The sequence below is a fragment of the Bacillus sp. FSL R5-0439 genome (assembly GCF_038008805.1).
GTDB classification, from domain to species: Bacteria; Bacillota; Bacilli; order Bacillales; family Bacillaceae; genus Bacillus; species Bacillus safensis.
The window spans coordinates 2,933,946-2,957,179 of record NZ_JBBOZW010000001.1 but is presented as its reverse complement, the minus strand read 5'-3'; the positions used below and the strand labels follow the sequence as shown (position 1 = coordinate 2,957,179).

At 42.8% G+C, this 23,234-nt stretch carries 28 protein-coding genes and 1 riboswitch; of the genes, 22 read left to right on the top strand and 6 right to left on the bottom strand.

The window, feature by feature from the left end:
- Nucleotides 1-4 precede the first annotated feature (4 nt).
- On the bottom strand, nucleotides 5-1,336 hold the full coding sequence (locus NST59_RS15330) for a HAMP domain-containing sensor histidine kinase (protein ID WP_099663710.1): 1,332 nt from the start codon (nucleotides 1,334-1,336) through the stop codon (nucleotides 5-7).
- The gene (locus NST59_RS15325) at nucleotides 1,333-2,010 is read right to left on the bottom strand and encodes a response regulator transcription factor (RefSeq protein WP_047202423.1); all 678 of its coding nucleotides are present in this window, start codon (nucleotides 2,008-2,010) and stop codon (nucleotides 1,333-1,335) included. Before NST59_RS15325 ends, NST59_RS15330 begins: the two co-directional genes overlap by 4 nt.
- A 327-nt stretch (nucleotides 2,011-2,337) precedes the next feature.
- On the opposite strand from NST59_RS15325, the gene NST59_RS15320 reads away from it, so the two are divergent.
- Nucleotides 2,338-3,744 (top strand): S1C family serine protease, encoded by a 1,407-nt coding sequence (locus tag NST59_RS15320; protein WP_151284744.1) that lies wholly within the window; start codon nucleotides 2,338-2,340, stop codon nucleotides 3,742-3,744.
- Nucleotides 3,745-3,791: 47 nt separating this feature from the next.
- On the opposite strand, the gene NST59_RS15315 is transcribed toward NST59_RS15320, so the two are convergent.
- Nucleotides 3,792-4,634 carry an oxidoreductase gene (locus NST59_RS15315; RefSeq protein WP_339209687.1) on the bottom strand — a complete coding sequence of 281 codons (843 nt, stop codon included), beginning with the start codon at nucleotides 4,632-4,634 and terminating at the stop codon, nucleotides 3,792-3,794.
- A 113-nt stretch (nucleotides 4,635-4,747) separates the two neighbouring features.
- On the opposite strand from NST59_RS15315, the gene NST59_RS15310 reads away from it, so the two are divergent.
- From NST59_RS15310 to NST59_RS15300, 3 genes are all read left to right on the top strand, one after another.
- The gene (locus NST59_RS15310; RefSeq protein WP_180272447.1) at nucleotides 4,748-5,194 is read left to right on the top strand and encodes a YusW family protein; all 447 of its coding nucleotides are present in this window, start codon (nucleotides 4,748-4,750) and stop codon (nucleotides 5,192-5,194) included.
- A 146-nt stretch (nucleotides 5,195-5,340) separates the two neighbouring features.
- Nucleotides 5,341-6,171: an ABC transporter ATP-binding protein gene (locus NST59_RS15305; RefSeq protein WP_008347057.1), complete on the top strand. Its 831-nt coding sequence runs from the start codon at nucleotides 5,341-5,343 to the stop codon at nucleotides 6,169-6,171.
- 71 nt (nucleotides 6,172-6,242) lie between these two features.
- Nucleotides 6,243-6,494, top strand: coding sequence for a YusU family protein (locus tag NST59_RS15300; protein WP_024423411.1), 252 nt, complete (start codon nucleotides 6,243-6,245; stop codon nucleotides 6,492-6,494).
- A 33-nt stretch (nucleotides 6,495-6,527) separates the two neighbouring features.
- Here NST59_RS15300 and NST59_RS15295 read toward each other — a convergent pair whose 3' ends face one another.
- Genes NST59_RS15295 through NST59_RS15285 form a run of 3 tightly spaced genes read right to left on the bottom strand, consistent with a single transcriptional unit; the run spans nucleotide 6,528 to nucleotide 7,302 of the window.
- Nucleotides 6,528-6,875, bottom strand: coding sequence for a spore coat protein (locus NST59_RS15295; RefSeq protein WP_039181293.1), 348 nt, complete (start codon nucleotides 6,873-6,875; stop codon nucleotides 6,528-6,530).
- Between the two features lie 11 nt (nucleotides 6,876-6,886).
- The gene (locus tag NST59_RS15290; protein ID WP_047202428.1) at nucleotides 6,887-7,138 is read right to left on the bottom strand and encodes a hypothetical protein; all 252 of its coding nucleotides are present in this window, start codon (nucleotides 7,136-7,138) and stop codon (nucleotides 6,887-6,889) included.
- A gap of 26 nt (nucleotides 7,139-7,164) precedes the next feature.
- The gene (locus NST59_RS15285) at nucleotides 7,165-7,302 is read right to left on the bottom strand and encodes a YuzL family protein (protein WP_003212904.1); all 138 of its coding nucleotides are present in this window, start codon (nucleotides 7,300-7,302) and stop codon (nucleotides 7,165-7,167) included.
- A gap of 199 nt (nucleotides 7,303-7,501) precedes the next feature.
- Here NST59_RS15285 and NST59_RS15280 point away from each other — a divergent pair, with 199 nt between their 5' ends.
- The 18 genes from NST59_RS15280 (at nucleotide 7,502) to sufU (ending at nucleotide 23,226) form a co-directional block, all read left to right on the top strand.
- Nucleotides 7,502-9,889, top strand: coding sequence for a 3-hydroxyacyl-CoA dehydrogenase/enoyl-CoA hydratase family protein (locus NST59_RS15280; RefSeq protein WP_126682295.1), 2,388 nt, complete (start codon nucleotides 7,502-7,504; stop codon nucleotides 9,887-9,889).
- A gap of 12 nt (nucleotides 9,890-9,901) precedes the next feature.
- The gene (locus NST59_RS15275) at nucleotides 9,902-11,077 is read left to right on the top strand and encodes an acetyl-CoA C-acetyltransferase (protein WP_058838130.1); all 1,176 of its coding nucleotides are present in this window, start codon (nucleotides 9,902-9,904) and stop codon (nucleotides 11,075-11,077) included.
- 14 nt (nucleotides 11,078-11,091) lie between these two features.
- Nucleotides 11,092-12,873 (top strand): acyl-CoA dehydrogenase family protein, encoded by a 1,782-nt coding sequence (locus NST59_RS15270; RefSeq protein ID WP_341040807.1) that lies wholly within the window; start codon nucleotides 11,092-11,094, stop codon nucleotides 12,871-12,873.
- Between the two features lie 111 nt (nucleotides 12,874-12,984).
- Complete coding sequence (locus tag NST59_RS15265; protein WP_024423406.1) at nucleotides 12,985-13,341, top strand: arsenate reductase family protein; 357 nt, start codon at nucleotides 12,985-12,987, stop codon at nucleotides 13,339-13,341.
- Nucleotides 13,342-13,407: 66 nt separating this feature from the next.
- Nucleotides 13,408-13,791, top strand: coding sequence for a glycine cleavage system protein GcvH (gene gcvH / locus NST59_RS15260; protein ID WP_008347039.1), 384 nt, complete (start codon nucleotides 13,408-13,410; stop codon nucleotides 13,789-13,791).
- 44 nt (nucleotides 13,792-13,835) lie between these two features.
- Nucleotides 13,836-14,072 (top strand): YusG family protein, encoded by a 237-nt coding sequence (locus NST59_RS15255; protein WP_039181284.1) that lies wholly within the window; start codon nucleotides 13,836-13,838, stop codon nucleotides 14,070-14,072.
- A 131-nt stretch (nucleotides 14,073-14,203) separates the two neighbouring features.
- Nucleotides 14,204-14,548 carry a toprim domain-containing protein gene (locus NST59_RS15250; protein WP_024423404.1) on the top strand — a complete coding sequence of 115 codons (345 nt, stop codon included), beginning with the start codon at nucleotides 14,204-14,206 and terminating at the stop codon, nucleotides 14,546-14,548.
- A 13-nt stretch (nucleotides 14,549-14,561) separates the two neighbouring features.
- A complete protein-coding gene (locus tag NST59_RS15245; protein ID WP_024426005.1) occupies nucleotides 14,562-14,864 on the top strand; it encodes a thioredoxin family protein in 303 nt (100 codons plus the stop codon).
- 120 nt (nucleotides 14,865-14,984) lie between these two features.
- Nucleotides 14,985-15,326 (top strand): SCP2 sterol-binding domain-containing protein, encoded by a 342-nt coding sequence (locus NST59_RS15240; RefSeq protein WP_024423403.1) that lies wholly within the window; start codon nucleotides 14,985-14,987, stop codon nucleotides 15,324-15,326.
- Between the two features lie 102 nt (nucleotides 15,327-15,428).
- Nucleotides 15,429-15,537, top strand: a riboswitch (SAM riboswitch).
- A gap of 154 nt (nucleotides 15,538-15,691) precedes the next feature.
- Nucleotides 15,692-16,717, top strand: a complete 1,026-nt coding sequence (locus NST59_RS15235) for a methionine ABC transporter ATP-binding protein (RefSeq protein ID WP_058838173.1) — start codon at nucleotides 15,692-15,694, stop codon at nucleotides 16,715-16,717.
- On the top strand, nucleotides 16,710-17,378 hold the full coding sequence (locus NST59_RS15230) for a methionine ABC transporter permease (protein ID WP_079919062.1): 669 nt from the start codon (nucleotides 16,710-16,712) through the stop codon (nucleotides 17,376-17,378). Before NST59_RS15235 ends, NST59_RS15230 begins: the two co-directional genes overlap by 8 nt.
- A 14-nt stretch (nucleotides 17,379-17,392) precedes the next feature.
- Nucleotides 17,393-18,214: a methionine ABC transporter substrate-binding lipoprotein MetQ gene (gene metQ / locus NST59_RS15225; protein WP_024423400.1), complete on the top strand. Its 822-nt coding sequence runs from the start codon at nucleotides 17,393-17,395 to the stop codon at nucleotides 18,212-18,214.
- Nucleotides 18,215-18,520: 306 nt separating this feature from the next.
- A complete protein-coding gene (locus NST59_RS15220; RefSeq protein WP_003212803.1) occupies nucleotides 18,521-18,889 on the top strand; it encodes a carboxymuconolactone decarboxylase family protein in 369 nt (122 codons plus the stop codon).
- A 215-nt stretch (nucleotides 18,890-19,104) separates the two neighbouring features.
- Nucleotides 19,105-19,239: a hypothetical protein gene (locus NST59_RS15215; protein WP_254965641.1), complete on the top strand. Its 135-nt coding sequence runs from the start codon at nucleotides 19,105-19,107 to the stop codon at nucleotides 19,237-19,239.
- Nucleotides 19,240-19,452: 213 nt separating this feature from the next.
- Entirely contained in the window at nucleotides 19,453-20,238 is a 786-nt protein-coding gene (gene sufC / locus NST59_RS15210; RefSeq protein ID WP_007500355.1) for a Fe-S cluster assembly ATPase SufC, read from the top strand.
- Between the two features lie 18 nt (nucleotides 20,239-20,256).
- A complete protein-coding gene (sufD, locus tag NST59_RS15205) occupies nucleotides 20,257-21,570 on the top strand; it encodes a Fe-S cluster assembly protein SufD (protein WP_024423399.1) in 1,314 nt (437 codons plus the stop codon).
- Nucleotides 21,570-22,790, top strand: coding sequence for a cysteine desulfurase (locus NST59_RS15200; protein ID WP_058838127.1), 1,221 nt, complete (start codon nucleotides 21,570-21,572; stop codon nucleotides 22,788-22,790). The genes sufD and NST59_RS15200 overlap by 1 nt, the downstream gene beginning before the upstream one ends.
- Nucleotides 22,780-23,226 carry a Fe-S cluster assembly sulfur transfer protein SufU gene (gene sufU, locus NST59_RS15195; RefSeq protein WP_039181277.1) on the top strand — a complete coding sequence of 149 codons (447 nt, stop codon included), beginning with the start codon at nucleotides 22,780-22,782 and terminating at the stop codon, nucleotides 23,224-23,226. Before NST59_RS15200 ends, sufU begins: the two co-directional genes overlap by 11 nt.
- The last annotated feature ends 8 nt before the right edge of the window (nucleotides 23,227-23,234 follow it).

Below are 23,234 nucleotides of genomic sequence, written 5' to 3'. Positions count from 1 at the left end.
AAACCTACAGTCTCTTCTTTGGAACTATGATTGTATAACGTACACCTAGATCATCATTTTCAATAGATATGGACGCTTGATGCATTGAAAGAATTCTTTTGACAATGCTTAATCCAATACCGAATTCGCCCTTTTTTCCCTTACTAAAAGGTTCGTATAGGTTGGACAGCATATGTTCTTCAATTGGAGGACCGTCATTTCGAATAACAATGCGGATTTGCTCCTCTTCCTGTTTCATCTGAATATCAATCTTGCTTTTTGCGTATCGAAGTTGATTTTCTAGTACATTCTCAAATAATTTGCTCCATTGTTCTGGATCGCCTTCAAGAGCAGCCTCATCATCTAAGTCCACGTTCCACTGCAATTCATTTTTCGACCAGCGTATTCGGTCGACCACTTCCAGCATCGTATTACTGATTAGGAAGGAAGAATGTGCGGGATGTTGTTTTGATAAATAATCAAGCTTTGTTAAGTACAGCAGATCCTTGATTTTCTTCTCAAGCTTTTCCGCTTCACCTTCAATGACTTCCACCGTTTGTTCAAGATCTCCCTTAGGAAAAATACCATCTTTAATGGACTGCGTGTAGCCGCGGATGACCATGACAGGTGTTTTTAAGTCATGTGAAATATTCTGCAAAAGTGTCCGTTCTGTTTCATCCTTTTGAATGAGTTTTTGTCTCATTTCCTCAATGGTATGACCAAGCTTGCCAATTTCATCTTGCCGGTCAACGATGACAGGATCGTCCCAGTCCTCTTGTGCAATCCGTTTGACGTGTTTTTCAAACGCAACGATTGGTCGGGATAAATAGCGGGCAAGCCATATCGATGGAATCCAGCTTAGTAAAATAACGGTGCCTAAGATAAAGATCAGCTGTTTAAACAGCGTAAAGGACAGGTCGTCTCGATAAGAATCTGGTGCATAGGACAGAAGAATATATGGTGTATTGCCTGATGATACCTTTTTGATGACAAAAAAGATATGCTGGCCGTTCACCTCTTCAGAATAACGTTTCGTTGCGCTTTTTTGTTTTTTCACAAACGATTGGATTTTCTCAATAAAGGCATGCGGAAAAAACTGCGCCATTTGATCTAATTCATTTGACGGAATCAAAATGTGCTGCACGGAGCGGTTTTCCGGTGTCGACTTTGGCGAGCCGTCTCGGTTTAATGGATATTCTGTCAGCACTTGCTGTTCATTTTCAATATTTTTATAAATTTCATTTGTGAAGAAGTCACGTAATGTATTAGAAAATAGAATGATCAGGACAATGGAAATGGTGAGCAAAATGCCAGAGATCACAACCCAAATTTGAAAAGCGAGCGGTTTGTTCTTCATCCTTTCAGCATCCTATAACCGAATCCATAGATGGTCTCGACCTTTAAGTCGGGCATTTTTTTGCGCAGCCGTCTAACAAGGTCATCGACTACACGATCTGTCCCGAAGTAATCGTGTCCCCAAATTTTGACGAGGATATCTTCACGAGAAAAAGCATGTCCTTGGTGATGTGTAAATAAAAGCAGCAAGTCAAATTCCTTAGAAGTTAAGTTAATGAGCTGACCCTCTTCATACACCTCTCTTACATCCTCATGAATGACATAAGAAGAAACGGTTGTGACGCTTTGCTGCTGCGGAGTATCATTGTTTTTATACACAAGCTCCAGCAGCTTTTGTACCCGAATGATCAGCTCACGCGGAAGAAACGGCTTCGCAATATAATCACTGCTTCCCAGCTCTAAGCCGAGGACACGGTCGATATCGGCATCACGTGCTGAAATGAAAATGACCGGTACGTCAGGTGATGCGGCTTTGATTTCTTTAATGAGGGTGTAGCCGTCTGTATCAGGCAGCATGATATCTAAAATCCATAGATGCGGCGGCTTGTTCATTGCCTCGCGTGCCGCTTCTCCGGTTAAAAAAGAGGAGACATTCCAATCCTCACTCTCTAAATATTTGGTTAACAGTTCATTTAAGTTTTGTTCATCTTCAACTAAATAAATGGTGTACGACAAAGTCTTCCACATCCTCTCAACGTCATTATAACGGGATACAAAGGCGGCATGTCAACAATCACACGCTTTTTTCACAATTTCACATATTCTTCTCATCATTATCCCATAATGTTTGATTATGATAAGGTCAAGGGAAAAAAGGGCATAGACAAAAGGCGGATGAATAGGTGCTTTTCATCAATGTGCGCACCTTGCTTTTTTTCTATGAATAAGTATTATATAATTTGACATATTGCCATAAAGTATTTTTCAATGATCTTTCCATTAAGAGGACCTGAGTCCTATCTAGACATATGAAATGAAACATGATGTAAAGGAGTGCAAGCGATGGATTTCCGAAGAGAAGATGAAGAGAATAAGATGAATCATCCAGAAAACACGAATCAAGACAATGAAATGAACCATCAAGAAGATACCCATCAAGAGAATGAGAAACAAATAGACGCACCAGAAAAAGAGAAGGAACTCGTTTTACACCAGCATGAAAACGAAGCATCTGCCGCGCAGGAGAGTGTGACGAATCATTCTCCTCAAATGGTGGATGACCGTGCGTCAAAAAAGGAGAAAAAGCGGAAGGCGGCATGGCTCAGCCCGATTCTTGGAGGAATTATTGGCGGGGGTCTTGTACTTGGCATTACACCGCTTTTGCCGCAGTCACAGGATACAGCTGCCAACACGCAAACGCAGACCGCATCAAGTGAGCCGGCAGCCTCAGATAATTTCTCGACAAAACAAATCACCAATGCCACAAATGTTGCTGATATGGTAGAAGATTTAGAGCCCACCATTGTAGGTGTCTCAAACTATCAATCTACACAAAATTCGTTTGGCTTGAGCGGTGATCAAACAGAAGCTGAAGCTGGAACAGGCTCTGGTGTCATTTTCAAAAAAGATGGCAAAAAAGCGTACATTATTACAAATAACCACGTTGTCGAAGGGGCCAATAAATTAAAGGTCACACTTTACGATGGGAAAACAAAAGACGCGAAGCTTGTCGGCAGTGATGTCATGACAGATTTAGCCGTTGTTGAAATCAATGCTGACGGCATTGATAAAGTGGCGAGCTTTGGTGATTCTTCTAAGCTGCGTGCTGGAGATAAAGTAATCGCCATTGGGAACCCGCTCGGTGCACAGTTCTCAGGTACTGTGACAGAAGGAATTATTAGTGGTCTTGATCGTACTGTTGAAGCAAATACGTCATCTGGTACAGTGGAGATGAATGTACTGCAAACAGATGCAGCCATTAACCCAGGAAACAGCGGGGGGCCACTGATCAATACAGATGGTCAAGTCATTGGTATTAACAGCTTGAAAATCAGCGAAAGCGGTGTGGAATCACTCGGATTTGCCATCCCAAGTAACGATGTCAAACCGATTGTAGATGAGCTGTTGAAAAATGGAAAAGTTGAACGTCCATACCTTGGCGTACAAATGATTGACCTTGAGCAAGTGCCTGAGACGTATCAGGAAAATACGCTCGGCTTATTTGATAAACAAATCGGCAAAGGCATTTACGTAAAGGATGTTTCAAAAGGTTCACCTGCTCAAAAAGCAGGCTTAAAATCTGGAGATGTCATCATCAAGTTCAAAGGGAAAGACGTAGTGAACAGCTCTCAGCTGAAAGAAATTCTTTACAAAGAAACAAAAGTCGGCGATAAAACCACAATGACTGTCATCCGTGAAGGAAAGAACAAAAATCTAGATATTACCCTTGGGCAGTCAGAGAGCGAATAAATGAAAAAAACAGGTGGATGTCAACATATCCACCTGTTTTTTTGTGCTTATTTTTTTGAAGAGAGTGTACGCAGTATGAGGTGTTCCCACATGTTCCACGGCAGAAGCTGTTTTGCTGTGAATGAAAGTCGTACGCCTTTTCCAACAAGATATCTCAGCCGTTTCAGCCGCTTCTTCTCTGCTAACCGAACAACAAGCTCTGCCACTTCACGAGGATCTCCATAGTTGGATTTCTGGGTATCAATATGGGCCATCATCTTTTGATAGAGTTTTATGTATTTCGATCCCTCTGCTGGCTGAATCATTTGCTCGTTCATGGAGGTATTCCAAATATTTGTTTGGAAAGAGCCCGGCTCAATTAAGGCCGCCTGGATACCGAACGAAGCTAGTTCAATCCGTAGGCTTTCTGTATAGCCTTCCAACGCAAACTTAGACGATACATATGGAGAAAGTGCAGGCATTCCCATTAATCCGCTGATACTGCTCATATTGAAAATCTTTGCGCCGCTCGTCATAAACGGCAGGACTGCTTGGGTCATTTCCATCACACCGAAGACATTCACTTCAAATTGCTGGCGGTACGTGTCAACAGGAATCTCTTCCGCAAAACCAGCAAAGGCTGTTCCCGCATTGTTCACAAGCAGGGTAATGGGTGCATAGGCATGAAGTTTCTTCTGAAATGCTTGGATCGACTGCGTATCCGTCACATCTAACGCTTCAATATGTATCATGCCGGATAAAGAGGCTTGCTCGATTTCTTCAGCGAGCTTTTTTGCATTGGTTTTCTGTCTGACGCTGGCAATCACTGTATAGCCCTGCTTGGCGAGACGCATCGTGATGAGCTTGCCAAAGCCGCTATTGGCACCAGTTACAATGGCTGTTTTTTTCATCATCCGGTTCTCCTTTTTGTTTAAATTTATCATAGTGAGATGTTTTATTGAATAACAAAAAGGAGCCTGGAGAAGAATAAAAAGCGATGCTATGAAATAGGAGGAAACACATGATGTGTTGGAAGAAGGCGGGACAAATAGGAGTGCTGCTCTTTATGCTGTCCGGCTGTCAATCAATTGAACCATTACAACAAACACATGAAGCAGAGGCAGAAAGTCTGTCAGCTGTTCAAATGAAGGAACTGCCATTTCAGCATCTGCATCTGCATGTACAATATGGACAGAAAAACGAATTATACGAAGCGACCTACCGTCAGGCAAGAGGCAAAGAGGAGGCAATCATTCGTGATCATATGAATGGGGTCCGCTATGAAGGGGAAGAAGCCTTGCGCGAGATGAAGATGAAGCTGAATGATATGTCGATTCCTAGTGCAAAGATCAATGAAGCGTATGTAAATGAACTATTAGCTGCTTTTAATTTAGATGATGATTATCAGCGGATTCAGATCGATCTGAAGCTCGAGGATGGGACCAAACGGACATTCCAAAGGAAGAAATAAACGAGACTTTCTCATTTTTTAATTGAAAATGATTTTCAAGATCACTTAAATCTGATACACTAAATTGAGATAAGTGATCTTTTACGTCTGTACATAGACGATATTTCATATAAAAATTTGGATGAGAAAAGGAGCGTTTGAGCGGAATGAGTGCCATTTCTACTGAAGGTTTAAGCTTAGGCTACGGAGAAACAATGATCATCGATGAACTAAATGTATCAATCCCTAAGGGTGAAATCACAGTATTTATTGGCAGTAATGGATGCGGTAAATCCACGCTACTTCGCTCTTTGGCCCGTCTCATGAAGCCAATGGGTGGTTCTGTCCTGCTTGAAGGTCATTCCATTGCAAAATTACCAACAAAAGAAGTAGCGAAACAGCTCGCTATTCTTCCACAAGGACCAGAAGCGCCAGAAGGATTAACTGTGCATCAGTTAGTGAAGCAAGGCAGATATCCTTATCAAAATTGGCTGAAGCAGTGGTCGAAGCAAGATGAAGAAGCAGTGAATCGCGCATTGAAGTCAACAAAGATGGAAGACCTTGCTGATCGGACCGTTGATTCATTATCAGGTGGACAAAGGCAGCGTGCATGGATTGCGATGACGCTGGCCCAAGAGACCGATATTATTTTGTTAGATGAGCCGACGACATATTTAGACATGACGCATCAAATCGAAATTTTGGACCTTCTGTTTGATTTAAATGAGAAAGAGCAGCGCACGATTGTGATGGTTCTTCATGATCTCAATCTCGCATGCAGATATGCTCATCATCTTGTCGCGATTAAAGACAAGTCAATTTATGCAGAAGGCAGACCAGAAACAGTGATTAATTGTGATCTCGTGAAAAATGTCTTTGATATGAATTGCCAAGTGACAACAGATCCTCTATTTGGAACACCATTATGTATTCCGCACGGTAGAGGACGCTGTATTGTGCAGCAAGCGCAAGCTGAAACATTTCTTGCTGCAAGATAATCGTATGTCAAAAGCCTGACATCTGTGTCTCACAGAGTCAGGCTTTTTTCTGAAAAAGGAGCGGAATATCAATGGGAAATGAATTAGATGAAAAGCTGGAAGGCTTGCTTGATAAATATACAGAGCTGCTGCTCGGTGAATCAACAGACGAGCTGAAACAAGATGTGAAACAATGGGTGATCTACTCTCATATTGCCAAAAGCATGCCGCCGCTAGCAAAGCATTTCAATGAAACGTATCCGGAAGCAAAAGAAGAAATCAAACACACGATTCAACGAATCAAACAGTTGAACGAAGCTCATCGCGCCAATAAAGACCGTTAAAAAACTGCCAGCATCAGACTGGCAGTTTTTTTCTTATGACATTTGTGATGATCCGTACGGAGATTGATCTGTCAGTGTTTGCTGGAATTTCTGGTGTGTCTGCTGGAGCTTTTGCTGATCAGCCGCTTCAACAGAATACCAGCCATATCGGAACATGACATCATATAAATGTCTTTGTGTTTTCTGTGTTTCCAGCGCAATTCGCTGAATATCCTGGTAAAGAGATTCATGACTGAATTCATTGAGCGCTGTGTTGTATCCACTTGTCATGTATTTTTCAGTCGACAAGAGATCTGTAACGAAATCACGATCGTTCATGTTTGTAGTTGTGGGAACCGGGGTTTGTGGATTCCCGATTTTTTGTTGGTTTTGCTGTTCCATGTTTTTTCCTCCTATTGCATAAAGCCAGTAGACTGGCCTTGCCCTGAGCTGCCTAAATGCTGAAGAATTTGTGTGTAATGCTGATGATGCATTTGGCCAACTTGATTTAATTCTTGTTTCAATGTTTGATCCTGGCAATGCTCGGCCATAAAATGAGCCTTTTTCATGGCGATCAAGTTCCAGTTGAGCATATCCTCTAAGTACAAGGAATCCTTCACTGAAATGACTTCTGGGGGCATATTCATTGGCTGATTGTTCAACATGTGTTCCTCCTTACGATTTTGTTTCCTTACTGATTCTTTTTATATTGCTGATTTTGACTGGTTTTTTTCCCGCCTAGGTCTGCTTCCTGTGATGGACCTGCGTTTCCTTTTACACTTGCAGCACTTACGCCTGCTTTCGATGGGTTTTTCTTCAAACGAGACATGTGGACATCACCTCCATTCTTACAATTCCCTTTGATCTTTAATTCATACACCGCAAAATAAGGCACATGAGAATGTGTAAATTTTTGAAATCCGCTATTGAACTGTTTCGGAAAATCTTTTAAGATAAAGAAAGAGGCATTGCTTTTTTTTGGACAAAAAATGAATGACTGTTCATTCAAAATGTTTAGGGGGATATTTATGGGCAAACATATTCGCAAGGCGGCTGTCATTGGTTCAGGTGTCATGGGCTCAGGCATTGCTGCGCATCTAGCCAATATCGGGATACCAGTAACACTGCTAGATATTGTGCCAAATGAACTGACAAAAGAAGAAACGGCGAAAAAGCGAACGCTTGATCACCCTAGTGTTCGGAATCGATTAAGTCAAGAAGCGATGAAAAAATTGTTAAAGCAAAAGCCAGCACCTCTTACTTCAGCAAAAAACCTATCATACATCACACCGGGAAATCTCACAGACCACCTTTCCTTATTACACGATGCTGACTGGATCATTGAAGTCGTCACTGAAAAGCTCAGCATAAAACAACACGTATTCTCTCTCATCGACGAACACCGCAAAGAAGGAAGCATCGTTTCGAGCAATACATCTGGTATTTCGGTTGAAAAAATGGCAGAAGGCCGATCAGATGATTTTAAACGCCACTTTTTAGGCACACATTTTTTTAACCCAGCTCGTTATTTAAAGCTCTTAGAAATCATTCCTATTCAAGAAACAGATCCAGAAGTACTGTCATTTATGAAAACGTTTGGCGAGGATGTACTCGGCAAAGGTGTGGTTGAAGCAAAAGACACACCGAACTTTATTGCAAACCGCATTGGCACGTATGGGCTTCTTGTCACAGTGCGTGAAATGCTTGAGAACAAATACACCATTGGAGAAGTGGATTCAGTCACAGGACCCCTCATTGGAAGACCGAAAAGTGCGACCTTCCGTACACTCGATGTAGTGGGGCTTGACACATTTTCTCATGTGGCACGAAACGTCTATGAACAGGTAGAAGGAAAGGAAAAAGAGATTTTCCAGCTGCCTGAGTTTATTGAAAGAATGCTTGAAAAAGGATGGATTGGCAGCAAGGCAGGACAAGGATTTTATCAAAAAAATGGCAAGGTCATTTTAGAGCTTGACCCAGTGACGCTCACATATGGAGAGCGCACAAAGCTCAAAGATCCAGGCATTGAGATGGCGAAACAGCAAAAGGGAACAAAAGCAAAGTTGAAAGCGCTTATTTATCAAGATGGCCGTGCAGGGCAATTGCTTTGGAATATGACAGCGCCCGTACTTCTTTATTCAGCGCATCTAAAAGGCGAAATTGCGGATGATATTCAGTCCATCGATAACGCAATGAAATGGGGATTCGGCTGGCAGCACGGCCCATTTGAGCTGTGGGATGCAATAGGCGTCAAAAAAGCCGCCGAGCGCATGGAAGCAGAAGGCCACAGCATCCCAGCATGGGTGCAAGACATGCTGTCAAAAGGACACGACACATTCTATCAAGAGAATGCTGATGGAGAGCGTGCGTTTTATCAGGATGGGGCTTACGTACAGGAAAAAGGGAACGACAAACATATTTCTTTAGCTAGATTGAAAAAGAAACAGGACGTCATCTTCAAAAATTCTGGTGCGAGCCTGATTGATATTGGTGATGATGTCGCCTTGCTCGAATTTCACTCTAAAAGCAATGCCATTGGACTAGATGTCATTGATATGATCAATCGCGCTGTTGATGAGACGGAAAAGAATTACAAAGGGCTTGTCATCGGAAACCAAGGGAAGAACTTCTGTGTTGGCGCCAACCTTGCCCTGATTTTAATGGAAGCACAGGACGACAATTTCTTTGAAATTGACTTTGTGATCAGGCGCTTCCAGCAGGCGATGATGAAGGTGAAATATAGCGACCGCCCAGTTGTAGCCGCACCGTTTGGGATGACATTAGGAGGCGGTACGGAGGTTTGTCTGCCGGCAGCGGCTATACAGGCGTCCAGCGAAACTTACATGGGACTTGTGGAAGCGGGAGTTGGACTGATTCCAGGGGGCGGTGGAAATAAAGAATTATATCTTCGTCACCTGCAAGGATCAGCGAAGCCGTCGCAGACGGCTATACAGGATGCCACGCTAAAAACATTTGAAACAATTGCAATGGCAAAAGTATCAACTTCAGCTGAGGAAGCGCGGGATATGAACATGCTCCGCGTGAGCGACCGAATTAGTATGAACGGGGATCACCTGATCTATGATGCAAAACAACTGGTGCTCTCTCTTGATGAAGCCGGTTATCGCGCGCCGCTCAAGCAAAAGGTGCCGGTCATGGGAGAAACAGGCTATGCAGCGATGATTTTGGCTGCTGAAAATATGAGACTGTCTGGATACATTTCAGAGCATGACATGACCATTGTAAAAAAATTAGCTCATGTCATTTCCGGCGGGAAACTGCCATTTGGAACAGAGGTAGAGGAGCAATACTTATTAGAGCTTGAAAGAGAAGCCTTTTTAAGTCTTGTAGGAGAAGCGAAATCACAGGCACGTATGCAGCACATGCTCGTCAAAGGAAAACCTTTACGTAACTAAGGGGGAGTCAAAATGAGAGAAGCAGTCATTGTCGCTGGCGCAAGAACACCAGTAGGGAAGGCGAAAAAAGGATCGTTAAAACATGTCCGGCCTGATGATATGGGCGCATTATGTGTAAAAGAAACGTTAAAGCGTGCCGGTGAATACGACGGTCAAATAGATGATTTGATCATTGGCTGTGCAACGCCAGAAGCAGAGCAGGGGTTAAATGTGGCCCGGAATATTGGAGCATTAGCGGGACTGCCTTATACGGTACCTGCCATCACCATAAACCGCTACTGCTCGTCTGGTCTTCAGTCTATCGCTTATGCGGGTGAACGAATTATGCTCGGGCAGGCAGACACGATTTTAGCCGGAGGAGTCGAATCGATGTCGCAGGTGCCGATGATGGGGCATTCCATTCGTCCGAATGCTCTCTTGGCAGAGCAAGCACCTGAATACTACATGAGCATGGGGCACACGGCAGAGCAAGTGGCGCAAAAGTATCAGGTCACACGTCAAGATCAGGACGCCTTTGCGGTGAGGAGTCATCAAAAGGCAGCAAAGGCACTTCAAGAAGGGAAGTTTTCTGATGAAATTGTGCCCGTTGATGTAACAGACCGGCGGATAGGAGAACAATATCAATTAGAAGAGCATCAATTCACGTTCTCACAGGATGAAGGTGTGAGAGCAGGTACAACGGAAGAGATTCTTTCCACTTTGCGTCCAGCCTTTTCGACAAAAGGTACGGTGACTGCAGGGAACTCGTCTCAAACAAGTGACGGGGCTGCGTGTGTGATGATGATGGACCGCGAGAAAGCATCCTCACTTTCTCTTCAGCCGCTCGCTAAATTCAGAGCATTTGCTGTTGGCGGTGTACCGCCTGAGGTGATGGGAATCGGTCCGGTTGAAGCCATACCGCGTGCGCTGAAAATCGCTGGACTTGAGCTGAAGGATATTGGTCTGTTTGAATTAAACGAAGCGTTTGCCTCTCAGGCAATTCAAGTCATTCGCCATTTAGGAATTGATGAAGAAAAAGTGAATGTCAACGGCGGGGCAATTGCGCTTGGACATCCGCTCGGCTGTACAGGAACGAAACTAACGCTGTCACTTATTCATGAAATGAAACGGCGAAACGAGCAATTTGGCATTGTCACAATGTGTATCGGCGGGGGCATGGGAGCAGCAGGCATTTTTGAATTGATCTAAAGGGGGAAATCAGGATGAAAGCATTGGAAGATGTAAAAAAGGGTGGAAGCTTTTTAATTGATGAGACGAATTATGAGCATATCTTTACACCGGAGGATTTCTCTGATGAACATCAAATGATTGGAAAGACAACAGAGGATTATATTTTACAAGATGTGGTTCCGCATATAGATCAAATTGAAAACCATGAGTTCGAGCATTCGGTCAGGCTTCTCAAAAAGGCTGGTGAGCTTGGCCTTCTAGGAGCCGATGTACCTGAAGAATTCGGCGGGCTTGGATTGGATAAAATCAGTTCAGCAATCATTACTGAAAAATTCGCTAGAGCAGGCAGTTTCTCACTTTCCTATGGCGCTCATGTCGGTATTGGTTCTCTGCCGATCGTGCTCTTCGGAAATCAAGCGCAAAAGGAAACGTACCTGCCAGGACTCGCCTCTGGTGAAACCATTGCGGCGTACGCACTCACTGAGCCAGGATCAGGCTCTGACGCTCTTGGAGCAAAAACAACTGCGGTTCTGAATGAAGCAGGTACCCATTATGTCCTCAATGGAGAAAAGCAGTGGATCACAAACTCCGCATTTGCCGATGTCTTTGTTGTGTATGCGAAGATTGATGGTGAACACTTCTCTGCTTTTATTGTCGAAAAGGATTTTCCAGGTGTCAAAACGGGACCTGAAGAGAAAAAGATGGGCATTAAAGGGTCATCGACAAGAACATTAATTCTTGAAGATGCCCAAGTACCGAAGGAGAATTTGCTTGGTGAAGCCGGCAGAGGACATGTGATTGCCTTTAACATTTTAAATATCGGACGCTATAAGCTTGCAGTCGGCACAATCGGTGCATCAAAGCGCGTCATTCAATTGTCGGCCGAATATGCGAACCAGCGTAAGCAGTTCAAAACACCAATTTCTCAATTCAGCTTAATTGGTGAAAAAGCAGCCAATATGTCAGCAAAGCTCTATGCGATGGAAAGTGCTGTTTACCGTACGGTTGGATTATTTGAACAGCGGATGGGTCTATTAAGTGACGAAGAGCAAAAAGACGGCAAACAAATTGCTCAATCCATTGCGGAATATGCGATTGAATGTTCTCTCTGTAAAGTCCTTGGCTCTGAAACGTTAGATTATATTGTGGATGAAGGCGTGCAGATTCACGGCGGATATGGATTCATGCAAGAATACGAGGTCGAAAGAGCCTATCGTGACTCACGAATTAACCGGATCTTTGAAGGGACAAACGAAATCAACCGTTTGCTTGTACCAGGTACATTCTTGAAGAAAGCGATGAAAGGAGAGCTTCCGCTGCTTCAAAAAGCGCAGACCTTACAGGAAGAGCTGATGATGATGATGCCGGAAGAGCCAGGCGATCAGCCGCTCGATCAAGAAAAATATTTGCTCACCCATGCGAAAAAGGTCGCCTTAATGGTGGCTGGTATGGCAGCAATGAAATACGGGAAAGCCTTAGACAAAGAGCAAGAAATTCTTGTGAACATAGCCGATATAGTCAATGAAATATTTGCTGCTGAATCAGCAATTCTGCGTACGGAAAAGGCAGTCGCTGCATCAGGCGCAGAAAAGAACGCTCAAAAGCTGGCTTACACACAAATTTTCACGCAGGAGGCTTTCTTAAAGATTGAAGCCCATGCAAAAGAATCCTTGATTGCGATGGAGGAAGGAGATTCACTCCGCATGAGCCTGTCAGCCCTTCGCAAGCTGACAAGATTTACTCCAATCAATGTCATCGCCAAAAAGCGTGAAGTGGCAAAACGAATCTTTGAAGCAGAGAAATATATCGTATAAGGATGGCTTAAAAGGTGCGGATATCACTCCGCACCTTTTTGTAAGCATACATTTAGGTTTTTAAAATATTTTGTGATAAAATGTTGTCACAATTTGCAGGAGGTGAAAATGGTGGCTTTAGATTTTTACGAATACCCATCTTGCGGTACATGCCGAAAAGCAAAAAAGTGGCTTGAAGCACACAATAAAGACATCAACAGCATACATATCGTCGAAGAGACGCCTGATAAAGAAACATTAAAAGCCCTTTACGAAAAAAGCGGTTTAGAGCTGAAGAAATTCTTTAATACAAGCGGACAAAAATACCGGGAGCTGCAGCTGAAAGATCAACTTCCTGCAATGTCAGAGGACGAGCAGCTAGAATTACTCGCGTCTAACGGAATGCTGATCAAGCGCCCGATTACAACAGACGGTAAACGAGTAACAGTTGGATTTAACGAAGATACATTTAAAAGCGTCTGGAAATGATGTAACTTTCATTCAGATTGTGGTATCTTCAATATAGATTGTAAGAAAAGACTGGAGGGGTATTGAATGAGCACACCAAAAGATTTACGTTATTCAGAAGAACATGAATGGGTCAAAGTAGAAGGAGATAAGGTGCGTATCGGTATTACGCATTTTGCTCAATCTGAGCTTGGCGATATCGTGTTCGTTGAGCTTCCTGAAGTAGGAGACAAAATCACAGCGGACGAGCCTTTCGGAAGTGTAGAATCAGTGAAAACAGTTTCTGAACTTTATGCACCGATCAATGGCACAATCGTCGAAGTGAACGATGAGCTGGATGACAGCCCAGAATTCGTCAACGACTCTCCATATGAAAAAGCATGGATGATCGTTGTAGAACCAGCTGATGCATCTGAAATCGAGAACTTAATGACTGCTGAGCAATATGAAGAAATGACAAAAGAAGACTAATTCATGTGAAATTGGACACTCTACCTTTATGGGGGGTGTCCAATTTGTCTTTTCAAAAAGAACAGGTGGATATAACAGAGCATGTCACTGGACGATTCAAAGAAAGCGGCATGGTGCTTTATCATCAAAATGAAGAGATTGGCACAATGATTAGTGAAAACCAATATGAGCTGAAATCGGGATATTCCTATGATCAAAATCGTTTTTATCGTCTAACGGATACATTGACCGATGGGACAGAAAAATATGTAGACTGTGACGATGAAAATGGGTGGTGCTAATCACAGAGGAGACTGCAGTGAACAAAAACTGCAGTCTTTTTGATGACGAGGCGCCCAATCTTTACAACCTGAATGAAAGATTGTAATCTAAGGAAGAAGTGAATCAACGTCAAAAGGGCCGGGTGATCGTGATGAATGTCGAGATAGAAAAGGTCATCATTGTAGAAGGTAAAACAGACAAACAAAAGCTGAAAGAAGTCATAAGTGAACCTGTTACCATCATTTGCACCAATGGCACGATCAGTACATCGAAGCTGGACCAGCTTGTGGACGATTTAGTGGGGAAAGACGTTTACATATTAGCAGACAGTGACGATGCAGGCGACAAACTGCGGAAGCAATTTCGAAAAGAATTCCCTGAAGCACTTCATCTTTTTGTCGATAGAACGTACCGCGAAGTGGCCGCTTCACCGTCAGCCCACATTGCATCTATCCTATTAGCTGCAAACATTGATGTTCATTCGAAATATTTATGAGGGTGGACGTATTATGAAAGAGATTGAAGAACACGAATTCAAAGAGATAGAGGACGATTTATTTCTTTTATACTTATATACACCGTTTTGCGGAACATGCCAGCTGGCAAAGAAAATGCTGGCAGTCGTAGACGCCATGCAGCCGGATGTACCATTTTACGAAAACAATTTAAACTACTCACCAGGCTTTGCAAAAGCATTTGAGATCGAGAGTGTTCCTTGCTTTCTACTGTTTAAAAAAGGAGAATTGGTGCAAAAAGGCTATGCCTTTCACTCAGTTCCATATCTTCATGAAATGATTGAAACCGCTAAATAAAGCGGTTTTTTGTCATATTTCAAGAAATTCATTTGAAAATTTGTCGAGTTATTTATAAAGGACAAGAAGATGTTTGTAGAGAAATGTTATGTATAACCAAATGACAGGGAGGTTATACATGTGGAAAATGTGAAAGCCCATGGTAACACAGGGCAGCGTTTACTATTAAAACCGCTGCTCTCATCATCATCCTTGAAGATTACATTTGAGGCGGAAACTGACTCTTGTACATTGATTGTGGATGAACGTGGTGAAGTGAAGAAACTACCTGCAATTGAGTTATCGGATCTCATCTTTTATGGTGAGAGGAAAGAGATTCTACAATTATTAGATGGAGATATGTCCTTACAGCAGTTAATCAGCAGAGGACAAGTCAAAGTCAAAGGGTCATTCCGTGCGCTCCTTAGACTAGAGGCAGTGCTTTGGCTGACGAACGGTTTTTTTCGAAAAATGATAACGTAGTTGTTTACTTGGAAATTAGCGATTTACAGCGTTGACATATCTGAGATAGCATGATATTCTACGTTAGTAAAAACATGAACATCACATAAAACAACATATTTTCTCTTATTAAGAGAGGTGGAGGGACGTGCCCTATGAAACCCGGCAACCGTCAGCATAGCTGAAATTGGTGCCAATTCACTCAAAGCCGCAGCGCTTTGAAAGATGAGAGAAAGGCGTAATTGACATAAAAGGCCTTTCTGCTTGCGTTGCAGTTAGGTCTTTTTTACTGACCTGACGTCAGGCTAGAGTCATGACAGAAAGAAGAATAAATAACGTATGTGATGGAAACCTATAGATTCAGCAAGAAAGCAGGTGATCAGACTGTGATTCATTTACAGAATGTATCAAAAACGTATCATTCAAAAAGCGGAAATGTTGATGCCGTGAAAGACGTCAACTTGGATATTGATAAAGGTGAAATATTCGGAATTATCGGGTATAGCGGTGCAGGAAAAAGCTCGCTTATTCGCCTATTAAACGGTCTGGAGCTGCCAACAGAAGGAATTGTTGAAGTGGCAGGCAACCGGATCAATGAAGTATCGAATGCGAAACTTCGGAAAGCAAGACAAGAAATCAGCATGATCTTCCAGCACTTTAATTTACTTTGGTCAAGAACGGTGAGACAAAACATTATGTTCCCGCTTGAGATCGCAGGTGTACCGACATCGAAACGGAGAGAGCGTGCGAATGAACTGATTAAATTGGTCGGTTTAGAAGGAAAAGAAAATGCGTATCCGTCTCAGCTTAGCGGCGGGCAAAAACAGCGTGTCGGCATTGCGAGAGCATTAGCGAATGATCCAAAGGTTCTTCTATGTGACGAAGCGACATCTGCGCTAGATCCGCAAACGACCGATTCAATCCTTGAGCTTTTGGCCGATATTAATAAACGACTAGGGCTCACGATTGTGCTCATTACACACGAAATGCACGTCATTCGCAAAATTTGTCATCGCGTCGCAGTCATGGAAAATGGACGTATTGTTGAAGAAGGCGAAGTATTACGCGTCTTCAGACAGCCAAAGGAAGAAATGACGAAGCGATTTGTGAAACAGCTTGCGGAACCAGAGGAAGCGAAAGAAACAATCGAGCACGTCCTAGAGCGAGTAAAAGAAGGTCAGGTCGTACGGTTGTCCTTTATCGGTGATTCTGCCGAGCAGCCACTGATCACAGAAATCATTCGATCGTTTCATGTTGATGTGAACATCCTTCAAGGGAAGATTTCTCAAACGCAGGAAGGCGCGTTTGGAACACTCTTTATCCACATTAATGGAGAAGAGACTGAGGTAGAAAAAGCCATCGCCTATATCCAAAGCAAACAGGTTGAAATCGAGGTGATGACACATGTTTGAGAAATGGTTTCCGAACGTTGATTTAGACGTCATCTGGAGTGCAACAGGTGAAACGGTGTATATGACACTGATTTCATTGGCATTTGCCTTTGTCATCGGGATTATCCTAGGGCTCCTGCTCTTCCTTACAGGAAAAGGCGGTCTTTGGGAAAATAAACCGATTAATGCTGTCATCGGCGCTGTCGTCAACATTTTCAGATCGATTCCTTTTATCATTTTAATTATTCTTTTACTAGGGTTCACGAAATTCTTAATGCATACGATTCTTGGTCCAAATGCAGCACTCCCTGCCCTTGTCATAGGGTCAGCTCCATTCTATGCACGTCTTGTCGAAATTGCACTGCGTGAGGTAGACAAAGGAGTCATTGAAGCAGCACGATCAATGGGAGCGAAAACGTCGACAATCATTTTCAAAGTATTGCTGCCAGAATCATTGCCAGCCCTTATTTCAGGTATTACCGTAACAGCGATTGCTCTAATTGGCTCTACTGCGATTGCAGGTGCAATTGGAGCAGGCGGACTTGGTGACCTCGCCTATGTGGAAGGGTACCAATCTGGTAATACAGATGTCACACTTGTAGCCACTGTGTTTATTCTGATCATCGTCTTTATTATTCAAATAATCGGTGATTTGATTACAAATAAAATTGATAAACGTTAAGGGAGGATTTATTCATGAAGAAATTGATTCTAAGTGCACTATTTCTAGCATTTGCAGGTATTTTAGCTGCGTGCGGTTCATCTAATAACGCAAGTGAAAGCAAAACCATTACGGTTGCCGCATCAAAAACGCCGCATGCCGAAATTCTTGAAGAAGCAAAACCACTTCTAAAAGAAAAAGGCTACGATTTAAAAGTGAAAGTGCTTAGCGATTATAAAATGTACAACAAAGCGTTAGCTGAAAAAGAAGTGGATGCGAACTTTTTCCAACATATCCCTTACTTAAACGAAGAAAATAAATCAAACAAAGATTATAACCTAGTGAGTGCTGGTGCGGTTCACCTTGAGCCTTTCGGTATCTACTCTAAGAAATACAAATCAGTAAAAGATATTCCAAACGGCGGCACAATCATCATGACAAACAACGTAGCTGAACAAGGCCGTATGCTTGCCCTTCTGCAAAATGCTGGTGTCATCAAGCTTGATCCAAAGGTTGATACAATCAACGCAACAGTAAAGAACATTAAAGAAAACCCAAAGAACCTAAAATTCAAAAAAATCGCGCCTGAATTAACTGCGAAAGCTTATGAAAACAGTGAAGGCGATGCTGTATTTATCAACGTCAACTATGCGATCCAAAATAAATTGAATCCGAAAAAAGATTCAATCGAACTTGAGCAAACAAAGAACAACCCATATGCAAACATCGTTGCGGTTCGCAAAGGTGACGAAAAATCAGATAAGATCAAGGCATTAATGGAAGTTCTTCACTCTGATAAAATCAAAGAATTCATCGACAAAAAATATGACGGTGCAGTATTGCCTGTATCTGAATAACAACATTTCGACCTCGCTTCTTTCAAAGCGAGGTTTCAGCATGTAGACAAACCCTCGCATTCTTTGTCAGTTCTGCGCTCCGGTGCTCACGAATGTCAAATTCGCTCTGCTCCGGTACTCGCCCTTCCTAGAATGCAAAGGTTTTCTATCACGCTGAAAGGAAGACAAAGGGCTAAAATAAAGATCATTTTAGCCCTTTGTCAACAATCTGCAACCTCGCTTCTTTCAAAGCGAGGTTTTTTGTGTATTTTTTCAAATCTCGCTCATAATAAAAACGTACAAATGACCTGAAGGGATGGAATCAAAATGAATGAACAGCATATGAGCGGATCCATGCAGCAATCACTGACTGATTATAAAACCGCAATGGGTGAATTCCAGAAGAAAATGCCGGTGTTTGGAAAGAAATTTAATGAATTTACGGAGCAGTGCTTTCAAAGCGATTCATTAACGCAAAAGGAAAAACAAATGATTGCCCTCGGCATCAGTATTCATGCGCAGGATGAATACTGCATGATTTATCATACAAAGGGAGCGCTCGATCAAGGGGCGACAGAAGAGAATCTGCTAGAGGTTGTGAGCGTGGCGGCAGCTTTTGGCGGCGGGGCAGCACTAAGCCAAGGAATCACTGTCGTTCAGCAATGTATTGATGAATTTGGAGGACAGACGCATTAAAAGAAGGAAAACAAGGTATTTTTCCATATCAAGGAGTTGAGTACTTCTCATCCGAATGTGTGAGAAAATATGCCGTCATAGAGCGTCATATCCCTTTTGAGTGAAGCCGCATACGTTTGCTACAATAAAGCTACACTCAAGGAAGGGAATGGTTTATTATTTGTTCGGACCATAGTACACTGGGATTGGATTATACCGCCGAGATGGAAAAGGCCATGCATCAAGCTCATGGCATGAGCTATGCAGAGTACGAAAGAGACCATGACTTAAGGATGAAAGTGGAATATAAACGAGAGCAGTCCTATCGAGATGAGAAAAGACAGCTCGCAAAAATGAATATAAGAGGCTAATAATAGCTGAGGGGCGGGGAGAACAGTTTCCCGCCCTTTCTTTATGAAAACAGTCTTTTCGACATAAATCCTTTTATCTACCTGCTTTTTTTGTTAGAATTTTGAGAGCATCCTCTCACGCTTATCGTGAATGTGTTGTATTCAGTTTTAATTTGTTATAAAATTAGAATGAGAATAAATTGAGAATAATGATTATTTTGGAGGTATCGATATATGACTGCTTCGACATTAACAATTAAGGACTTGCACGTTGAGATTGAAGGGAAAGAAATCTTAAAGGGTGTAAACCTCGAGATAAAAGGTGGAGAATTCCACGCAGTAATGGGACCAAACGGAACAGGTAAATCTACTTTATCTGCTGCAATTATGGGTCACCCTAAATATGAAGTAACAAAAGGCAGCATCTTGCTTGATGGCGAAGATGTCCTTGAAATGGAAGTAGATGAGCGCGCTCAAGCTGGTCTTTTCCTTGCGATGCAATACCCATCTGAAATCAGCGGTGTCACAAATGCTGACTTCCTTCGTTCTGCTATTAACGCACGCAGAGAAGAAGGCGATGAAATCTCTCTTATGAAATTCATCCGCAAAATGGACGAAAACATGGAGTTCCTTGAAATGGACCCAGATATGGCACAGCGCTACTTAAACGAAGGTTTCTCAGGCGGGGAGAAAAAACGCAACGAAATTCTTCAATTAATGATGATTGAACCAAAGATCGCCATCCTTGACGAAATCGATTCTGGTCTTGATATCGATGCCCTGAAAGTTGTTTCTAAAGGAATTAACAAAATGCGCGGCGAAAGCTTTGGCTGCTTAATGATCACTCACTATCAGCGTCTACTGAACTACATCACACCAGATCACGTTCATGTTATGATGCAAGGTCGTATCGTGAAATCTGGCGGACCAGAACTCGCGCAGCGTCTAGAAGCAGAAGGCTATGATTGGATTAAAAAAGAGTTAGGAATTGAAGACGAAACTGTTGGTCAAGAAGCGTAAGCGTTAGGAGGATTATTGATGACATTAGAAACGAAATTATCAGTAGATCAAGATTATGTCAAAAGCTTCTCCGAGAAGCATCAGGAACCGGCATGGATGAGCTCCCTTCGCTTACAGGCTCTTGAAAAAGCAGAAGACCTCCCAATGCCAAAGCCTGACAAAACGAATATTTCAAAATGGAATTTAACGAATTTCAAACAGCATACAGTCGAAAGTGCACCATTTGGATCATTAGAAGAGCTTCCAGAAGAAGTGAAATCTCTTATTGATTTAGAGGACACAGATAAGACAGTTTACATTCAGCGTGATCAAACGCCGGCCTATTTGTCTCTTTCAGCTGAAGCGAAAGACAAAGGTGTAATCTTCACTGATCTTCATACAGCGATTCGTGAGCATGGAGATTTAGTGAAACAATACTTCATGACAGATGCAGTGAAAGTGGATGAGCATAAACTAACAGCTTTACACGCTGCTTTAGTCAATGGCGGAGCTTTCCTGTATGTTCCGAAAAACGTTGAGCTTGAAGCACCAATTCAAGCTGTTTATCTTCATGAAAATGACGAAACGACATTGTTCAACCATGTCATCGTCGTAGCAGACGATCATAGTGCTGTGACATATGTAGAAAACTACATCAGTACAGCAAAACCAGAAGAAGCAATCTTCAATATCGTTTCTGAAGTATTCACAGGCGCAAACGCCCGCGTCACATACGGCGCTGTAGATAACCTTGCAGAAGGTGTCACAGTATATGTGAACAGACGCGGTATGGCAAATGGCCGTGACAGTAAAATCGAATGGGCGCTTGGCCTGATGAATGATGGAGATGTCGTGTCTGAAAACATCACAAAACTGATGGGCGACGGTACATTCGGTGATACGAAATCAGTTGTTGTCGGCCGAGGAAACCAAACTGAAAACTTCACAACAAGCATCATCCACTTTGGTAAAAACTCTGAAGGGTATATCTTGAAGCATGGTGTGATGAAGGATCAAGCATCCTCTATCTTTAACGGAATTGGTAAAATCGAGCATGGCGCAACAAAGTCAAATGCAGAGCAGGAATCACGTGTCCTCATGCTGAGTGAGAAAGCACGCGGTGACGCAAACCCAATTCTATTAATTGATGAAGATGATGTGACAGCAGGGCACGCTGCTTCTGTTGGACGTGTCGATCCAATTCAATTGTACTACCTCATGAGCCGCGGAATTTCCAAAGAAGATGCAGAAAGACTTGTGATTTACGGCTTCTTAAATCCAGTTGTGAAAGAACTGCCGATTGAAGGAGTTAAAAAGCAGCTGATTTCTGTAATTGAAAGGAAAGTAAAATAATGAATATCAAAGACGTTCGTGAGCAATTTCCAATCCTTCATCAGCAAGTGAACGGACATGATTTGGTGTATTTGGACAGTGCAGCGACTTCTCAAAAACCAAGAGTGGTCATTGATGCAATGAATGAGTATTACCGGTCTTACAACTCGAACGTCCACCGGGGTGTTCATACCCTTGGCACAAGAGCAACGGACGCATACGAGGGTGCGAGAGAGAAAGTTCGTGCATTCATCCGTGCTTCATCTGTCCAGGAGATTATTTTTACTAGAGGTACAACAACTGCACTAAACACAGTGGCGATCAGCTATGCTAGAGCCAACCTCAAAGAAGGCGATGAGATTGTCATTACGCATATGGAGCATCATGCGAATATCATCCCTTGGCAGCAAGCAGCGAAAGCAACTGGCGCCACATTGAAATACATTCCGTTACAGGAAGACGGCACGCTATCGCTTGAAGATGTGAAGCAAACGATCACACATCAAACGAAAATCGTCGCTGTCACACATGTCTCAAACGTATTAGGAACCATCAACCCGATTAAAGAAATCGCCAAAATTGCCCACGAACATGGGGCAATCATTGTCGTCGACGGTGCACAAAGCACTCCGCACATGCAAATTGATGTTCAGGATCTAGATTGTGACTTTTTCGCATTCTCTGGGCATAAAATGTGTGGACCGACTGGCATCGGTGTGCTTTACGGGAAGAAGGACCTGTTGAATAATATGGAGCCTGCTGAGTTTGGCGGTGAAATGATCGACTTTGTGGATCTATATGATTCCACATGGAAAGAGCTGCCGTGGAAATTTGAAGCGGGAACACCGATTATTGCTGGAGCAGTTGGACTAGGAAAAGCAATTGACTTCTTAAATGACATTGGTATGGAGGAAGTCAGCCGTTACGAGCATCAGCTTGCGACTTACGCGCTTGAGCGCTTTAAGGAGCTTGACGGTGCGACTGTTTATGGACCGCAGCACCGAGCTGGGCTTGTGACATTTAACTTAGACGACGTCCATCCGCATGATGCGTCAACTGTTCTAGATACGGAAGGTGTCGCCATTCGTGCTGGACACCACTGTGCACAGCCGCTTATGAAATGGCTTGGTGTATCAGCGACTGCAAGAGCAAGCTTCTACCTGTATAATACAGAAGAAGAGATTGATCTACTCATTGCAGCGCTCCGTAAGACAAAGGAGTATTTTACGAATGTCTTTTAATGTAAACTTAGACACACTGTACAGACAAGTGATTATGGATCATTATAAAAATCCGAGAAACAAAGGTGTGTTAAACGACAGCATTGTCGTCGATATGAACAACCCAACGTGTGGTGACCGTATTCGTCTTACGATGAAAATTGAAGACGAAAAAGTCACTGATGCGAAATTTGAAGGAGAAGGATGCTCGATTTCGATGGCATCTGCCTCAATGATGACGCAGGCGATTAAAGGGAAAGATATTGAAACTGCTTTGAAAATGTCTCGGATTTTCTCCGATATGATGCAAGGAAAAGAATACGACGATTCCATTGATCTTGGTGACATTGAAGCGCTGCAGGGAGTGGCAAAATTCCCAGCCCGCATCAAATGTGCAACATTATCCTGGAAGGCGCTTGAAAAAGGCGCATCTGCCGAAGATAACGGCAAATCATAAGATTGGAG

Coding starts and splice junctions, on each gene's coding strand:
- NST59_RS15280 (WP_126682295.1), top strand. CDS start 7,502: ATGGGCAAACATATTCGCAAGGCGGCTGTCATTGGTTCAGGTGTCATG.
- NST59_RS15285 (WP_003212904.1), bottom strand. CDS start 7,302: ATGTCTCGTTTGAAGAAAAACCCATCGAAAGCAGGCGTAAGTGCTGCA.
- sufD (WP_024423399.1), top strand. CDS start 20,257: ATGACATTAGAAACGAAATTATCAGTAGATCAAGATTATGTCAAAAGC.
- NST59_RS15295 (WP_039181293.1), bottom strand. CDS start 6,875: ATGGAACAGCAAAACCAACAAAAAATCGGGAATCCACAAACCCCGGTT.
- NST59_RS15215 (WP_254965641.1), top strand. CDS start 19,105: ATGCATCAAGCTCATGGCATGAGCTATGCAGAGTACGAAAGAGACCAT.
- NST59_RS15245 (WP_024426005.1), top strand. CDS start 14,562: ATGAAAGAGATTGAAGAACACGAATTCAAAGAGATAGAGGACGATTTA.
- NST59_RS15310 (WP_180272447.1), top strand. CDS start 4,748: ATGTGTTGGAAGAAGGCGGGACAAATAGGAGTGCTGCTCTTTATGCTG.
- NST59_RS15200 (WP_058838127.1), top strand. CDS start 21,570: ATGAATATCAAAGACGTTCGTGAGCAATTTCCAATCCTTCATCAGCAA.
- NST59_RS15305 (WP_008347057.1), top strand. CDS start 5,341: ATGAGTGCCATTTCTACTGAAGGTTTAAGCTTAGGCTACGGAGAAACA.
- NST59_RS15315 (WP_339209687.1), bottom strand. CDS start 4,634: ATGAAAAAAACAGCCATTGTAACTGGTGCCAATAGCGGCTTTGGCAAG.
- NST59_RS15330 (WP_099663710.1), bottom strand. CDS start 1,336: ATGAAGAACAAACCGCTCGCTTTTCAAATTTGGGTTGTGATCTCTGGC.
- NST59_RS15300 (WP_024423411.1), top strand. CDS start 6,243: ATGGGAAATGAATTAGATGAAAAGCTGGAAGGCTTGCTTGATAAATAT.
- NST59_RS15275 (WP_058838130.1), top strand. CDS start 9,902: ATGAGAGAAGCAGTCATTGTCGCTGGCGCAAGAACACCAGTAGGGAAG.
- NST59_RS15290 (WP_047202428.1), bottom strand. CDS start 7,138: ATGTTGAACAATCAGCCAATGAATATGCCCCCAGAAGTCATTTCAGTG.
- gcvH (WP_008347039.1), top strand. CDS start 13,408: ATGAGCACACCAAAAGATTTACGTTATTCAGAAGAACATGAATGGGTC.
- NST59_RS15320 (WP_151284744.1), top strand. CDS start 2,338: ATGGATTTCCGAAGAGAAGATGAAGAGAATAAGATGAATCATCCAGAA.
- NST59_RS15220 (WP_003212803.1), top strand. CDS start 18,521: ATGAATGAACAGCATATGAGCGGATCCATGCAGCAATCACTGACTGAT.
- sufU (WP_039181277.1), top strand. CDS start 22,780: ATGTCTTTTAATGTAAACTTAGACACACTGTACAGACAAGTGATTATG.
- NST59_RS15270 (WP_341040807.1), top strand. CDS start 11,092: ATGAAAGCATTGGAAGATGTAAAAAAGGGTGGAAGCTTTTTAATTGAT.
- metQ (WP_024423400.1), top strand. CDS start 17,393: ATGAAGAAATTGATTCTAAGTGCACTATTTCTAGCATTTGCAGGTATT.
- NST59_RS15250 (WP_024423404.1), top strand. CDS start 14,204: ATGAATGTCGAGATAGAAAAGGTCATCATTGTAGAAGGTAAAACAGAC.
- NST59_RS15230 (WP_079919062.1), top strand. CDS start 16,710: ATGTTTGAGAAATGGTTTCCGAACGTTGATTTAGACGTCATCTGGAGT.
- sufC (WP_007500355.1), top strand. CDS start 19,453: ATGACTGCTTCGACATTAACAATTAAGGACTTGCACGTTGAGATTGAA.